The following is a 13,669-nucleotide window of genomic DNA, read 5'->3' as shown; positions in this document are numbered from 1 at the left end:
CACAGATAGCCCCTCGCTCGTCCGGCTCCTAGGGGCCTGACGGCGAGGAACGCGCCTCGCCGTCACGTTGCACCCCGGCTATTTCGGCGGCGGCCCGCCCTTGGCCGGCGGGGCGGCGGCGGTTTGCACCCCACGCGCCTCGCTCAGCACATAGGCCCGCAGATCCTCGGCGCCCTTGGCGTCGATGAAGCGGCTGAAGCTGGCCATGCCGCGCGGGGCCAGCGCCCCGTCGATCACCACCGACTTGAAGCTCTCGGCCGAGAGCAGCATCTGCGAGCGCCGCAGGTCCGGCAGATAGGTCCCGGTGGCGTTGGGGCCATGGCAGACTTGGCAGTTCTGGTGGAACAGGGCGAAGCCACGCTTGGCGTCGCCGGTCGAGGTCACGCCGGTCAGGTCGATATCGATCCGCTCGGGCCGCTGATAGGCCGGCGCTGTCGCCGCGCCGCCGAGCTTGAAGACCAGCAGCCGGCCCGGCAGGCGCGGGCGATCGGGCAGCATGAACGAGGCCGAGAGCGCGCCGGCCCCGCCATAGCCGACCATCTGGGCGACGTACTGCTCGCCGTCAATCTCGTAGGTCATGGGCGCGGCGATCACGCCGTTGTCGGTCTTGTAAGACCACAGCTTCTTGCCGTCGGAGGCGCTGTAGGCCGCGAACTCGCCCTGTGCCGCGCCCTGGAAGATCAGGCCCCCGCCGGTCGAGAGGATACCGGCGTTCCAGAAGTAGGGGTGATCGATCGTGAAGCGGGCCTTTTGGGCGACCGGGTCCCAGGCGATCAGCTTGCCCTGCACCATCGCCTTGAGGGCGGCGATCTGGGCCTTGTCGCTGGGCAGGGCGTTGGCCAGGAAGTCGGTGCCGACGTTCCACGCGCCCGGCCGGAAGACGTAGCCCTTGTCGGGAGTGTAGGCGAACGGGATCACCTGGGCTGGGATGTAGACTAGGTTTTCCTTGGGATTGAAGGCCATCGGGTGCCAGTTGTGCGCGCCAAACGGCGCCGGCACCTGCAGCGACGGCGCGTTCTCGTAGCGCACACCCGGGTTCTCGGTCGGCCGGCCGGTCTTGGGATCGACCCCCGAAGCCCAGGTGATCGGCACATAGGGCTTGGCGGAGATCAGCTGCCCGTTGGTGCGGTCGATAACGTAGAAGAAGCCGTTCTTAGGCGCCTGCATCAGCACCTTTCGCGGCGCGCCGCCCACATTCATGTCAGCCAGCATGATGTGCTGGGTGGCGGTGTAGTCCCAGCTCTCGCCCGGGGTGGTCTGATAGTGCCAGACGTACTCGCCGGTATCGGGCTTCAGCGCCAGGATCGAGGACAAGAACAGGTTGTCGCCCTTGCCGTCCGACCGCTTCACGTGGTTCCAGGGCGAGCCGTTGCCGACCCCGGCGTAGAGGATGTCGAGCTCGGGGTCGTAGGCCATGGCGTCCCAAACCGTGCCGCCGCCGCCGGTGGCCTTCCAGCCCTCGCCGAACCAGGTGGCCGCACCCTTCTCCTTCATCACCTTGTCGGAGGCGGCGTTGTCCGGCTGACCGTTGGGATTGGGCGTGGTGTAGAAGCGCCAGATCAGCTTGCCGTCGTTGACGTCATAGGCCGACAGGTAGCCACGTACGCCGTACTCGCCGCCGCCGTTGCCGATCAGCACCTTGTCCTTGATGACTCGCGGCGCGCCGGTGATCGTGTAGGGCTTGGCGGTGTCGGTGGTCTGGACCGACCACACCTCCTTGCCGGTGGCCGCGTCCAGCGCGATCAACCGGCCGTCGAGGGCGCCGACATAGACCTTGCCCTTCCAGACGGCGACGCCGCGGTTGACCACGTCGCAGCAGGCGTCGAAGCCCTTCTTGCCCTCGACCTTGGGATCGAACGACCATTTCAGCGTCCCGGTCTTGGCGTCGAAGGCGTAGATCTTTGACCAGGCGGTGGTGGTGTAGAGCACGCCGTCGACCATGACCGGCGTCGCTTCCTGGCCGCGGTCGGTGTCGAACTCGTGCATCCAGGCCAGGCCCAGCTGGCCGACATTGGAGGCGTTGATCTTGTCGAGCGGGCTGTGCCGCTGCTCGTCATAGGTCCTGCCGTAGGAGAGCCATTCGCCATTGCCGCTGGCCGCGGCGATGCGGGCTCCGTCGACGTTTCCGGCCTTGCCGCCACCGCCGCCAGCGGGGTTGCAGGCGGCCAGGACCGCCGTCGCGGCGATGACCGCCGCCAGCTTCAAGCTCTTCATCGATGCGCCTCCCAGAGCCCGCTGATCGGGGCCTTGAGGCGAACTATGCTCGCATGGGCGGCGGGGGCAAGGGCGCCCCTAGGGCACCCTGCCGGGGGCTACAAGGCTCAGTCGAGCTATGCGCTAGCCGAGGAACTCGGCGATGGCGCCGACGAACTCCTTCGACGCTACGACGCTGCGGTGATCGCCGGGCGCGATACGCACGATGGCGCCTGGGATCGCTGCCGCCAGCCGCTGCGGGTTGGACGCCAGCGGGTCGTTGTCGCCGGCCAGCACCAGGGTCGGCGCCTGGATGTCCTCGAGCGGAATGCGCCTGGCGTGAACCACCGCCGCCTGGGCGGCCAGGGCCTTGCGGTCGGCGCCGGTCGCGTCAGCGAACAGACGGAAGCCGCGCGCCGACGGCGGAATGTCGGCCGGGTCATCGGCCAGCAGCGCCGTGACGATGTCGTGGTTGTCGACCACCCGCGTGTCGACCCCGCCCTGGGCCAGGATGCCGTCGCCGACGCCGCCGATCACCAGCCTGCGGATGCGCGGCTCGCGCGCGCCGCAGATCAACGAGACGATCGCCCCCATCGAATAGCCGACCAGGTCGACCTGCGAAGCGCCGAGCCGGTCGATCAGCTCCGAGACGTCCCTGGCCATCCGGTCCTCGCCATAGAAGGCGGAGTCGTACGGCTTGTCGGACTCGCCATGGCCGCGAGCGTCAATGGCGATGACCCGCCGCCCGGCCTCGGTCAGCGCCTTGACCACGCCGGCCGGCACCCAGTTCAGCTTGCCGTGAGCGCCGAAGCCGTGGTGCAGCACCACTGGGGGCAGCGCGCCAGCTTCCCCCCACTCGTGCCAGACGATGCCGACGCCGTCGGACGCTTCAAACCGTTCAGCCATGGTGTTCCTCACCCGATCTCGAAAACCTGGAGCCGCACGCGGTCGGCGGCCCGCTCGCCGGTCGCCACCGCAAGGATGGCGTTGAGGCGCGACAGCCCCGGTGCAGAGGTGCGCAGCCGCACCGCCGTGCGGAAATAGTAGAGCGCGGGATCGACCACCTCGCCGCGGGAGAGGGCCGCCAGCACGTCAGCGGGCCCATGGCGCACGCCGTCGGAACGCACCTCGACGGTCCCGTGGCCGTGGATCTCCAGCACATAGTGGGCGGAAATATCCATCCGCCCGTCCGGCCAGAGCGTCTGCCAGTCCCCGCCGCCGGGCAGCACCTTGCCGGTGAGCTCACCCACAACCTCGCCGCCGACGATCGGGATGAACCGCCGGCCGTGCTGGGAGGCGTCGATCGACACCGGCGGCGCGACCAGCACCTCGAGCTGCATCAGAGGCGTCAGGGCCGGCGTCATGACTGGGTCTCCTTAGGTCGCAGGCCGGTCAGCACCTTGTAGCGGGCGGCGATGGCCTCCAGCTCGCCCGGCGCAAAGACTTCCTCGACATGGTCGAAGCCGTCGGGCGCGCGCTCCTGCGCGAGTTGCATGCACTGTTCGGGGCCGTTGCCGCGATTGGCCATGACGATGGCGGCCGTCGGCGCGAGGCGGGCCTGTTCATAGGCCGCGAGCCCCTCCTGCGGCGAGGCCGCGGCAGCGAGCGCCCGAGCCAGGGCGCGGGCGTCGAGGATGGCCTGGCTCGCCCCGTTCGAGCCGATCGGGTACATCGGATGAGCGGCGTCGCCGAGCAGGGTGACCGCTCCATGCGTCCAGCGCGGCAGCGGATCGCGGTCGACCATCGGGTACTCGTAGACCGCCTCGGCGCCGCGGATCAGGCCGGGCGCGTCGAGCCAGTCGAAACGCCAGTCCTCGAACCTCGGGAGGAAGTCAGCCAGCGCGCCGCGGCGGTTCCAGTCTTCGCGACGCAGGCTCTGGGCGATGCGCAGCTCGGCGATCCAGTTGATCAATTGCAGGCCGTCGGCGCGCGGCGCGGCGATTGGATAGGCCACGAACTTCTGGTCCTGGTGGCCTGCCATGATCATGCTCGCCCCGGTCAGGAACGGCTGGGCCAGGGTCGTGGCGCGCCAGAGGATGCGGCCCGAATAGGTCGGCGGGCCTTCGTCTGGATAGAAGGTCGCGCGAGCCGCTGAGTGGATGCCGTCGGCGGCCACCAGGATATCGCCGGCAGCCGTGAAGATCGCGCCCGTCGCGTCCGCGAACTTGGCGACGACCTTGCCGCCCTCCTGTTCGAAGCCCGCTAGCCGACGCTCGCAGACGACGCGCGCCGCGCCCAGCCTCTCCACCACGGCCGCCAACAAGGTCGACTGCAGGGCGCCGCGGGGCATGGAGATCTGCGGCCAGGGATGGCCGGCGAGGACGCCTCTCGGCTCGCCCCAGATGCGTTGGCCCAGGCGGTTGAAATAGACCAGCTCACGGGTGGCCACGCCCTGCGCGGCCAAGGCGTCCATCAGGCCCAGCTCGGCCAGAATTACCGAAGCATGAGGGAGCAGATTGATTCCGACGCCCAGCGGCAGGATCTGCTGGGCCGCCTCGAAGACCTCGACCTCGAACCCTTCGGCGTGCAGGGCCAACGCCGTGGCCAATCCGCCGATGCCGGCGCCGGCGACGATCACACGCATCTTGGGTCGCCTCCTCCGGGACGAGTTTGTTATGCACCATAACAATATCGATTTGGACTTCAACAGCGCCGCGGGCGATGAACGGCCAAGGAGCCAGCACAAGGATGCCCCGATGAGCCGCCGGTTCGACCCGCATCAGCCCGGCGTCGCCTACGGGGTGCTCGACAGCCTGATCGGCTATGCCCTGCGCAGGGCCCAGATCCGCATGACCGAGGCCTTCGACGCGCAGCTCGGCGGCCTGGGGATCACCACCCAGCGCTTCTCCGCCCTGGTCCTGATCGCCGCCAACCCCGGCCTCAAGCAGACCGAGCTGGCGGGCGTCATGGGCATCGCGCGATCGGGCGTGCTGGCCATCGTGGACGTCCTGGCCGGCCAGGACCTGATCGAGCGCCGCCCCGCCCCCAACGACGCCAGGGCGCAGGCCCTCTACCTCTCGCCGGAGGGCGAACGGCGAATGCCGCAGATCATCGAACTGGTGCGTCAGCACGACCGCGACCTTGTGAGCGGCTTCTCGGCCGACGAGGTCGAGACCCTAAGGGCCTTGCTGGAGCGGATTCGCACCTGACGGCTAAGATCTTGTTCAGCCTTATGTAACCATCCCCGTTAACCTCGGACTCAGGACTCCGAAACCCCGCCTTTACCCCACTCCTGTATCAATCCGGGTCAACAAGAGCCTCGTTCGACCGGCGCTTCGGCGAAAACGAGCGTCCGTTTCCAGGTGTGGGTGTTTCAAATGACCAAGACGGTCCTCGTCGTCGATGACGACCCGACGCAACGCCGGCTGATCCAGGCGGTCCTGGAACGCGAAGGCTTCGCCGTGGCCCACGCCGAAGGCGGCGACGCGGCGATCAAGCACCTGCAGTCGGGCTCGCCCGTGGACGTGGTTCTGCTCGACCTGGTCATGCCCGGGATGAGCGGCCAGGACACCCTGAAGGAGATGCGTGCGCGCAACTTCTCCCAGCCGGTGATCGTGGTCACCGCCACCGGCGGCATCGACACCGTGGTCCAGGCCATGCAGGCCGGGGCCAGCGACTTCTTCGTCAAGCCGGCCAGTCCCGAGCGGATCATCGTCTCGATCCGCAATGCGCTCTCGATGGGCGCCCTCAAGGGTGAAGTCGACCGCCTGAAGAAGCACACCAGCGGCCGCACCAGCTTCGCCGACATGGTCGGCGATAGCCCGGCCATGACCATGGTCAAGCGCATGGGCGAGCGGGCGGCCAAGTCCTCGATCCCGATCCTGATCACCGGCGAAAGCGGCGTCGGCAAGGAAGTCATTGCTCGTGCGGTGCACGGCTCCTCCGATCGCGCCGGCAAGCCCTTCGTGGCGGTGAACTGCGGCGCCCTGCCCGAGAACCTCGTGGAGTCGATCCTGTTCGGCCACGAGAAGGGCAGCTTCACCGGCGCCACCGACAAGCACCTGGGCAAGTTCCAGGAGGCCAACGGCGGCACCCTGTTCCTCGACGAAGTCGGCGAGCTGCCGATGGACATGCAGGTCAAGCTGCTGCGCGCCCTGCAGGAGAGCGAGATCGATCCGGTGGGCTCCAAGCGCTCGGTGAAGGTGGACGTGCGTATCGTCTCGGCCACAAACCGCGACCCGGCCCAGGCCGTGAAGGACGGTCTGTTCCGCGAGGACCTGTTCTATCGCCTGAACGTCTTCCCGATCGAAGCGCCGCCCCTGCGCGATCGCCGCCAGGACATCCCGGCCCTGGTCGATCATTTCGTTCGCCGCTTCAACGTCGAGGAAGGCAAGACCGTGGTCGGCGCCTCGTCCGAGACCCTGGCCTTCCTGACCAGCTACGACTGGCCCGGCAACGTGCGACAGCTGGAGAACGCGGTCTATCGCGCCATCGTGCTGGCCGACGCGCCCTATCTGCAGCCTTACGACTTCCCGGCTATCTCGGGCGTCGCCGCCCCGCCGCCGGAAGCGGTGGAGTCAGTCGCCAGCCAGCGGCCCGCCATCCTGCCGACCGCCGAGCAGCTGGTCGCCGAGATGCCGGCCGACGCGCCAGTGCGCATCCTCGACCACCGCGGCCATCTGCGGACCCTGGAAGAGATCGAACGCGACCTGATCGCCCTGGCCATCGAGATCTATGCCGGCCACATGAGTGAGGTGGCCCGCCGCCTCGGCATCGGCCGCTCGACCCTCTACCGCAAGGTCCGCGAGCAGGGCCTGGAAGACGCCGTCAAGGGCGCCGGCGGCGAAGACGCCAGCGCGGTGGCTTAAGGAAATCAATTCCTCCCCTCTTGGGGGAGGTGGATCGGCGCGTAGCGCCGAGACGGAGGGGCTGCCGAGTCAGCAATCCCCTCAGTCAGCCATCCGGCTGACAGCTCCCCCAGCGGGGGAGCAACTTGGCCTCAATCCTCTGAATACGGCTTGGCTCTGCGCTTGAAGGGCCGCCGCGACAGCTCCTTGGTCTCGCCCTTGGCCTTGGCGGCGATCTCTTTCAGCTTCACGGCCTGCAGGGCCGAGAGCGCCTCGCCGGCCGCGCCCTTCTCCGGATCGCCGAAGGCGCGGCCGTAGGTCTTCACGCGCTCCTCGACCGAGCCGAGGAACTCCCCCTCCCAGTCGGAAAGCTTCACCTCAGCGCGGTCCGCCTGGCGGCGGACGCGCTTCAATGCATTCAGCGCGGCCCGCTTGGCCTGCGCCTTCCGATCTGGCGGGGTCCGCTTCAAATCTCTCCGATGGCCGAGAGATAGAGGTCGAGGATCGCCTCTTCCTCCAGCCGCTTGGCGCGGTCCTGCTTGCGGATGCGGACCACCTTGCGCAGCACCTTGACGTCGAACCCGTTGCCCTTGGCTTCGGCGAAGACTTCCTTGATCTGCTCGGCGATCTCCGACTTCTCCTGCTCGAGGCGCTCGATGCGTTCGATGATGCTCTTGAGCTGGCCCTGGGCGGCTTGGTTCAGGATGTCGCCGTGGGCGTTGTCGTCGGACATGGGATCAGGGTCTCACAGCTCGGGGTTAGCGGAAAGGCCGCGGAACCTAGCGGCCCGCCCGGCCCCTGTCATCCGCTGCTCTGAACCTTCGCCATGATCGACCGTTGAGACGGATCGACGCGGAGTTTTCAGATCATGCCTGGCCCCAAGCGCCGCCCGACACAGAGCGAGGCCGAAGCCGCTGTCCGCACCCTCATCGAGTGGGCCGGCGACGACCCCGACCGCGAGGGCCTGCTCGACACCCCCGCCCGCGTGACCCGCGCCTACAAGGAGCTGTTCGCCGGCTACGAGGCCGATCCCCGCGACTATCTGGAGCGGACCTTCGAGGAGGTCGGCGGCTATGACGAGCTGGTGGTGCTGCGCGACATTCGGGTGGTGAGCTTCTGCGAGCACCACATGCTGCCATTCCTGGGGAAGGCGCATGTCGGCTACCTGCCCGACAAGCGGGTGGTCGGAATCTCCAAGCTGGCGCGGGTGGTCAACGGGTTCGCGCGCCGCCTGCAGATTCAGGAGAAGCTGACCTCAGACATCGGCCAGGCGATCCACGACATCCTCGAGCCGCGCGGCGTCGGGGTCGTGATCGTCTCCGAGCACAGCTGCATGACCATGCGTGGCGTCAACACGCCCGGCTCGCGACTGACCACCAGCCACCTGACCGGCGTCATCCGCGACGACCCGCGCACACGCCAGGAATTCCTGGAGTTCGTGAGGAACGGCTGATTTTTAGTGGGCTGGACATGCAAAAGGAACCGGCCTTGCGACCGGTTCCCTTTGGACTCTTGGCGAAGCGCGCGCCCATTCAGCGCGCGATCACGACACCGATGCCCGCAAGGCGGCCTGACGGCCGCCCTCGGCGTCTTAGCCTTGCTTGGCTTTGAAGCGCGGATCGGTCTTGTTGATGACGTAGACCACGCCCTTGCGACGCACGAGCTTGCAGTCGCGGTGGCGAGTCTTGAGCGACTTAAGCGAGCTTCTGACCTTCATGGACCTATCTCAAGGTTCCGGACCAGGTCCGGGGTTGTCTACAGAGCGGGCGCGTATACGGGGCGATGCCGTAAGAGTCAACGCCACTAGCGGTTCGTCGTATGGATGACAGGCCTCGCGGCCTTGTGATTGAGGGCTCGGCGGGGCACGGCTAGGTTGGTCCATATGGACCGCCGTATCTTTCTTGTCTTGCTTCTTGCCGGCTGCGCCGGTCCCGCCCCGCCGCCGCCGAGCGTGACAGGCCACCCGCCTGTCCAACCGCCGCCTGCGCCCCCGCCCCAGACACCGCCCGCCGCGCCTTCGGCCGACGCCGGTTTCGACGCCTGGAAGGCCGAGTTTCGCGGCCGGGCGGTGGCCGCCGGCCTGCCCGGAGAGCTGGTGGACCGCGAGTTGGCCGGCCTGACGCCCAACCCGCGGGTGATCAGCCTGGATTCCGCTCAGCCGGAGTTCTCAAAGCCGGTCGGCGACTACATCAGGGGCACGGTCAGCGACGACCGCATCGCCCGCGGCCGCCGCTATAGAGACGAACTTCCCTACTGGCCGGCGATCGAGCAGCGCTTCGGCGTCCCGCGCGAGATCCTGATCGCCGTCTGGGCCATGGAGAGCGCGTTCGGCGCCGTGCAGGGCGACTTCGACGTGGTCCGCTCGATGGCGAGCCTGGCCTATCACGGCCGCCGCCGCGCCTGGGCCGAGGGCGAATTGATGGCCGCCCTGCGCATCATCCAATCGGGCGAGGACAGCCGCAGCCAGTTGAAGGGCTCCTGGGCCGGGGCCATGGGCCAGACCCAGTTCCTGCCCTCGAACTATCTCGCCACCTCGGTCGACGCCGACGGCGACGGGCGGCGCGACATCTGGGGCTCGCCCAACGACGCCCTGGCCTCGGCCGCCAACCTGCTGGCCAAGGGCGGCTGGCGGCGCGGCGAGGGCTGGGCCCGGGAAGTCACCGTGCCCGCTGACTTTGACTACAGCCTCACCGAAGGCCCGCGCGAGACGCCGGGCTGGTGGGAGCAGATGGGGGTGAAGCCTGCGGACGGCCGCCCCTGGAGCGCCGCTGACCAGGCCGCCAAGGCCATGCTGGTCGCCCCGTCGGGCGCCAGCGGTCCGCTGTTCCTGCTGCTGCCCAACCACTTCGCGATCCGCACCTACAACAACTCCACGGCCTACGCCCTGGGCATCGGGCTGCTGGCCGACCGGTTCGCCGGGGGAGAGCCGCTGGTGAAGCCGTGGCCGGTGGAGACGCCGCTGGCGATCGGCGACCGCATCGCCGCCCAGACCGCCCTGGCCAAGCTCGGCTTCAATCCTGGCGCGCCGGACGGGGTGATCGGGGTCAACACCCGCACCGCCCTGCGCGCCTGGCAGAAAGCCCGCGGGCTGACTGCGGACGGCTATCTCTCAATGGAGATGGTGCGGCGGCTGAACGTCGAGGCCGGCGCGCTTCCGACCGGCTAGACGCCGCCTTCGTCGCTCTTTTCCAGGGTGGCCATGGCCGCGTCGGCGCGGGTGGCCGGCTGCGGGTGGGCGTTGCGCAGCTGCGGATTGCGGAAGGCGTAGATCAGCATCAGCACCATCAGCACGCCGCAGAGAATGAACGGCGCCGGAGCGATCCGCTCGTAGAGCCAGACGAAGAACGGCGCCAGCACGACGTTGACGCCGTTGACCGCGGCGATGGCGCCCGCGACGCGAGCCTGCTCATGCATGCCGACAGCCAGGGACGAGCCGGCCGTGAAGCCCGGCCGCGCCAGGCCAAAGCCGAGGCTTGAGATGGCGTAGCCGGCCACCACCGCCCCGTAGGTCGGCTGGAAGGCGACGATGACGTTACCGAGCGCGGCCACCGCCACGCCCCAGCGCAGCAGCTGGCGCGGCGTCATCTCGAACATGCGGATGATGCCCCACTGGGCGAGCAGCCCGGCCATGGCGCCGAACATCATGGCGATGGCGATGAAGCCCTGCGCCTTGAGCGGGCTGAGTTCCAGCTTGTCGATGATCAGGAAGCCGAGGGTCTGGCCCTGGGCCGTCTGGCAGACCGCGACGATGAACCCGTAGATCAGGAAGGGCGTGACCCGCGGATCGCGCCACATCGGCTTTTCCTTGGTGGCGTCCCCGCCTTTGGCGTCCTTGGCGATCTCGGCCTTCACCGGCGCGACCGGCATGTGCTTGCTCTCCGGCAGAAACCGCCAGACCACGAACAGCATGGCGCCCGCCAGCAGCGCAAAGCCGAACATCGGCCCCGAGAGCCCGATCAGCGGCAGCACGAACAGCGGCGCGATGAAGGGGCCAATGACGGTGCCGAGGCCGAACGCGCCGGCCAGGCTCGACATCGACTGGGTGCGGTTCTCGGGCGCGGTGTGCTCGGCCACATAGGCCTGGGTCGCCGGATTGGACGCTGCGCCGAAGAGACCGAACAGCGCTCGGGCGAACAGGAAGCAGACGAAGATCACCATCGGCGCCGCCAGCTTGTGCAGCCCGGCCAGCACCACCAGGGCGCAGGCGATCATCGAGAACATGAAGCCGGAGAGCCCGATCAGCATCAGCGGCTTGCGGCCGTGGCGGTCGGAGGCCCGCGCCCACCAGGGCGAGGAGAACGCCCAGAGCAGCGCCGAGAGCGAGAAGATCGCCGCCACCATCGGATCGGGAATGCCGATCGAACGCCCGATCGCCGGGAGCACCGAGATCATCCCGGTGTTCCCCATGGCGGTCACCAGCGACACGCCGAAGATGATAGCGAACGTCTTCTTGGGCAGGCCTTCCGGCGCCGATGCGATCTTGGGCATGAAATCGCTGTTAAGCCGCGCCGAACCCTTACGCAAACCCGGAAATGCTCACGCAGCATTAAGCATTAATGGTGATGCTAAGGCCTGAACGTCGCGGGGACCGCCTTTTCCAATGTTTCAGATCATCGGCATTGTGCTGCTCTTCGCGCTGGTGTTCGGCAGCTACATAATCTCCGGCGGCAACATGGGCGTGATCATGCACGCCCTGCCCCACGAGATGATGGCGATCGGCGGCGCGGGCGTCGCCGCCTTCCTGATTTCCAACTCGGTCCCGGTGATCAAGGGTGCGCTCGGCGGCTTCGGCAAGGTGTTCGCCGGCCCCAAATGGAAGGCCAGCGACTACCGCGACCTGTTGTCGCTGCTGTTCCTGCTGACCAAGACCATGAAGTCCAAGGGCGTCATCGCCCTGGAGAGCCACATCGAAAATCCGAAGGAGAGCACGATCTTCTCGCGCTTCCCGAGGATCATGAAGGATCACTTCGCCATCGACTTCATCTGCGACACCCTGCGGATGATGACCATGAACCTCGAAGACCCGCACCAGGTCGAGGACGCCATGGAAACGCAGCTGGAGAAGCACCACCACGAGGCGCTGGCCCCGGCCGGCGCCCTGCAGAACCTGGCCGACGCCCTGCCCGCCCTGGGCATCGTCGCCGCCGTGCTCGGGGTCATCAAGACCATGGGCTCGATCACCGAGCCGCCGGAAGTCCTGGGCGGCATGATCGGCGGCGCGCTGGTCGGCACCTTCCTCGGCGTGTTCCTGGCCTACGGCCTGGTCGGCCCGATCGCCACGCGCCTCAAGGAGATCACCGAGGAGGAAGGCTCCTTCTACAAGATCATCCAGTCGGTGCTGGTCGCCCACCTGCACGGCAACGCCGCGCAGATCTCGGTGGAAATCGGCCGCGGCAGCGTGCCCTCGGGCGCGCAGCCGAGCTTCCTGGAACTGGAAGAAGCGCTCTCCGCGATCCCGGCCGAGGCATAGCATCTCCGAGATGCTCCCCCGCTGGGGGAGCTGTCAGCGAATGGCTGACTGAGGGGGACTTCTGCCGCCCAAGGGCGGCCCCCTCCGTCTCGGCGCGTCGCGCCGATCAACCTCCCCCAAGAGGGGAGGAACGCTTTTCCTACAAAGGCCGCAGCCTGTTCACGTGGCCCATCTTGCGGCCGGGCTTGGCGTCGCGCTTGCCGTAGAGATGCACCCGCGTCTCCGGCTCGCCGGCCAACTTGGCCCAGGCGTCGGCCTCGGGACCCAGCAGGTTCAGCATTTCCACGCGGGCATGGGCGTGGGTCGGACCCAGCGGCCAGCCGGCGACCGCGCGGATATGCTGCTCGAACTGGTCGACTTCGCAGCCGTCCATGGTCCAATGGCCGGTGTTGTGCACCCGCGGGGCGATCTCGTTGACCAGCAGCTTGCCACCCTTGAGCTCGAACAGCTCGATCCCGATCACGCCCACATAGTCGAGCGATGAGAGGATCTGAGCGGCGATGCGTTCGGCCTGGCCGGCAGTCTCGACGCTGACCTCGGCCGGCGCGAAGGACCGACGCAGCACGCCCTTCTCGTGGTGGTTCTCGGCCATCGGATAGACGGCGATCTCGCCGTCACGGCCGCGGGCGGCGATGACTGACAGTTCGCGCACGAAGTCGGCCGGCGCTTCCAGGATCACCGGCTTGTCGCCGAGCGCCTTGAATGCATCGGCGCCGTCGGCGGCGTGCTCGACCCAGCGCTGGCCCTTGCCGTCATAGCCCTCGCGGCGGGTCTTCATCAGGGCCGGCGCGCCCAGGGCGGCGACCGCCTCGCGGGCGGCCTCGGCGCTGTCGGCGGCGGCGAAGGCCACGGTCGGCGCGCCTGCGCCGTTCAGGAAAGTCTTCTCCTCGGCCCGATCCTGGGCGACGGCCAGGGCCCGGGCGCCGGGCGCCACCGGCATGCCCAGCGACGTCAAGTGCTCGACCGCTCCGGCCGGAACATTCTCGAACTCGAAGGTGACGACATCGGCCAACTCGGCCAGCCGCGCCAGGGCGGCCGGGTCGTCATAGGCGCCGACAATTGTGTGGGCCGACACCCGGCTGGCCGGACCGTTGGGCTCAGGGTCGAGGATGGCCACGTCGAAGCCCAGCCGGCCGGCGGCCAACGCCAGCATTCGGCCAAGCTGCCCTCCGCCGAGAATCCCGATCGTCGAGCCGGGGGGCAGGGGGAGGGCTGTCAT

Annotated in this window: 14 protein-coding genes; 5 read left to right on the top strand and 9 right to left on the bottom strand. The window is 68.2% G+C overall.

Annotated features, from left to right (window positions below):
• Positions 1-78: 78 nt before the first annotated feature.
• The 4 genes from AC1DQJ_RS10175 to AC1DQJ_RS10160 all read right to left on the bottom strand — a co-directional run bounded on the left by AC1DQJ_RS10175 (position 79) and on the right by AC1DQJ_RS10160 (position 4,777).
• Positions 79-2,214 carry a PQQ-dependent dehydrogenase, methanol/ethanol family gene (locus tag AC1DQJ_RS10175; protein WP_477602821.1) on the bottom strand — a complete coding sequence of 712 codons (2,136 nt, stop codon included), beginning with the start codon at positions 2,212-2,214 and terminating at the stop codon, positions 79-81.
• A 123-nt stretch (positions 2,215-2,337) separates the two neighbouring features.
• Positions 2,338-3,099: an alpha/beta fold hydrolase gene (locus AC1DQJ_RS10170; protein ID WP_477602820.1), complete on the bottom strand. Its 762-nt coding sequence runs from the start codon at positions 3,097-3,099 to the stop codon at positions 2,338-2,340.
• 8 nt (positions 3,100-3,107) lie between these two features.
• A complete protein-coding gene (locus AC1DQJ_RS10165; protein ID WP_477602818.1) occupies positions 3,108-3,557 on the bottom strand; it encodes a DUF3237 family protein in 450 nt (149 codons plus the stop codon).
• Positions 3,554-4,777: a flavin-dependent oxidoreductase gene (locus AC1DQJ_RS10160; protein WP_477602816.1), complete on the bottom strand. Its 1,224-nt coding sequence runs from the start codon at positions 4,775-4,777 to the stop codon at positions 3,554-3,556. The genes AC1DQJ_RS10165 and AC1DQJ_RS10160 overlap by 4 nt, the downstream gene beginning before the upstream one ends.
• Before the next feature lie 112 nt (positions 4,778-4,889).
• Between AC1DQJ_RS10160 and AC1DQJ_RS10155 the strand changes: the two genes are divergently transcribed.
• Together AC1DQJ_RS10155 and AC1DQJ_RS10150 are read left to right on the top strand one after the other, a co-directional pair.
• Positions 4,890-5,342, top strand: a complete 453-nt coding sequence (locus tag AC1DQJ_RS10155) for a MarR family winged helix-turn-helix transcriptional regulator (RefSeq protein WP_477602814.1) — start codon at positions 4,890-4,892, stop codon at positions 5,340-5,342.
• A gap of 168 nt (positions 5,343-5,510) precedes the next feature.
• The gene (locus AC1DQJ_RS10150) at positions 5,511-7,001 is read left to right on the top strand and encodes a sigma-54-dependent transcriptional regulator (protein WP_477602812.1); all 1,491 of its coding nucleotides are present in this window, start codon (positions 5,511-5,513) and stop codon (positions 6,999-7,001) included.
• 131 nt (positions 7,002-7,132) lie between these two features.
• Here AC1DQJ_RS10150 and AC1DQJ_RS10145 read toward each other — a convergent pair whose 3' ends face one another.
• Positions 7,133-7,450, bottom strand: a complete 318-nt coding sequence (locus AC1DQJ_RS10145; RefSeq protein ID WP_477602810.1) for a hypothetical protein — start codon at positions 7,448-7,450, stop codon at positions 7,133-7,135.
• On the bottom strand, positions 7,447-7,713 hold the full coding sequence (gapR, locus tag AC1DQJ_RS10140) for a nucleoid-associated protein GapR (RefSeq protein ID WP_331931505.1): 267 nt from the start codon (positions 7,711-7,713) through the stop codon (positions 7,447-7,449). Before gapR ends, AC1DQJ_RS10145 begins: the two co-directional genes overlap by 4 nt.
• A 135-nt stretch (positions 7,714-7,848) precedes the next feature.
• On the opposite strand from gapR, the gene folE reads away from it, so the two are divergent.
• Complete coding sequence (folE, locus tag AC1DQJ_RS10135) at positions 7,849-8,433, top strand: GTP cyclohydrolase I FolE (protein ID WP_477602808.1); 585 nt, start codon at positions 7,849-7,851, stop codon at positions 8,431-8,433.
• Between the two features lie 138 nt (positions 8,434-8,571).
• On the opposite strand, the gene ykgO is transcribed toward folE, so the two are convergent.
• The gene (gene ykgO, locus AC1DQJ_RS10130; RefSeq protein WP_056023006.1) at positions 8,572-8,697 is read right to left on the bottom strand and encodes a type B 50S ribosomal protein L36; all 126 of its coding nucleotides are present in this window, start codon (positions 8,695-8,697) and stop codon (positions 8,572-8,574) included.
• Between the two features lie 165 nt (positions 8,698-8,862).
• Here ykgO and AC1DQJ_RS10125 point away from each other — a divergent pair, with 165 nt between their 5' ends.
• Positions 8,863-10,146, top strand: coding sequence for a lytic murein transglycosylase (locus AC1DQJ_RS10125; protein WP_477602805.1), 1,284 nt, complete (start codon positions 8,863-8,865; stop codon positions 10,144-10,146).
• On the opposite strand, the gene AC1DQJ_RS10120 is transcribed toward AC1DQJ_RS10125, so the two are convergent.
• Positions 10,143-11,468, bottom strand: coding sequence for an MFS transporter (locus AC1DQJ_RS10120; RefSeq protein ID WP_477602803.1), 1,326 nt, complete (start codon positions 11,466-11,468; stop codon positions 10,143-10,145). The two genes, AC1DQJ_RS10125 and AC1DQJ_RS10120, sit on opposite strands and share 4 nt — an antisense overlap.
• 112 nt (positions 11,469-11,580) lie before the next feature.
• Between AC1DQJ_RS10120 and motA the strand changes: the two genes are divergently transcribed.
• Positions 11,581-12,450 carry a flagellar motor stator protein MotA gene (motA, locus tag AC1DQJ_RS10115; protein ID WP_477602801.1) on the top strand — a complete coding sequence of 290 codons (870 nt, stop codon included), beginning with the start codon at positions 11,581-11,583 and terminating at the stop codon, positions 12,448-12,450.
• 139 nt (positions 12,451-12,589) lie between these two features.
• Here the strand turns inward: motA and AC1DQJ_RS10110 are convergent, their stop codons facing one another.
• Complete coding sequence (locus AC1DQJ_RS10110) at positions 12,590-13,669, bottom strand: 5-(carboxyamino)imidazole ribonucleotide synthase (RefSeq protein ID WP_477602799.1); 1,080 nt, start codon at positions 13,667-13,669, stop codon at positions 12,590-12,592.

The sequence above is a fragment of the Phenylobacterium sp. P4_E10 genome (assembly GCF_056401675.1).
Note: the sequence above shows the minus strand (reverse complement) of the source record. Positions and strands in the feature narration are given on the sequence as shown.

Bases quoted from the DNA above. Each gene is read 5' to 3' on its own strand.
- AC1DQJ_RS10175 (WP_477602821.1), bottom strand. From the start codon at position 2,214: ATGAAGAGCTTGAAGCTGGCGGCGGTCATCGCCGCGACGGCGGTCCTG.
- AC1DQJ_RS10170 (WP_477602820.1), bottom strand. From the start codon at position 3,099: ATGGCTGAACGGTTTGAAGCGTCCGACGGCGTCGGCATCGTCTGGCAC.
- AC1DQJ_RS10165 (WP_477602818.1), bottom strand. From the start codon at position 3,557: ATGACGCCGGCCCTGACGCCTCTGATGCAGCTCGAGGTGCTGGTCGCG.
- AC1DQJ_RS10160 (WP_477602816.1), bottom strand. From the start codon at position 4,777: ATGCGTGTGATCGTCGCCGGCGCCGGCATCGGCGGATTGGCCACGGCG.
- AC1DQJ_RS10155 (WP_477602814.1), top strand. From the start codon at position 4,890: ATGAGCCGCCGGTTCGACCCGCATCAGCCCGGCGTCGCCTACGGGGTG.
- AC1DQJ_RS10150 (WP_477602812.1), top strand. From the start codon at position 5,511: ATGACCAAGACGGTCCTCGTCGTCGATGACGACCCGACGCAACGCCGG.
- gapR (WP_331931505.1), bottom strand. From the start codon at position 7,713: ATGTCCGACGACAACGCCCACGGCGACATCCTGAACCAAGCCGCCCAG.
- folE (WP_477602808.1), top strand. From the start codon at position 7,849: ATGCCTGGCCCCAAGCGCCGCCCGACACAGAGCGAGGCCGAAGCCGCT.
- ykgO (WP_056023006.1), bottom strand. From the start codon at position 8,697: ATGAAGGTCAGAAGCTCGCTTAAGTCGCTCAAGACTCGCCACCGCGAC.
- AC1DQJ_RS10125 (WP_477602805.1), top strand. From the start codon at position 8,863: ATGGACCGCCGTATCTTTCTTGTCTTGCTTCTTGCCGGCTGCGCCGGT.
- AC1DQJ_RS10120 (WP_477602803.1), bottom strand. From the start codon at position 11,468: ATGCCCAAGATCGCATCGGCGCCGGAAGGCCTGCCCAAGAAGACGTTC.
- motA (WP_477602801.1), top strand. From the start codon at position 11,581: ATGTTTCAGATCATCGGCATTGTGCTGCTCTTCGCGCTGGTGTTCGGC.
- AC1DQJ_RS10110 (WP_477602799.1), bottom strand. From the start codon at position 13,669: ATGACAGCCCTCCCCCTGCCCCCCGGCTCGACGATCGGGATTCTCGGC.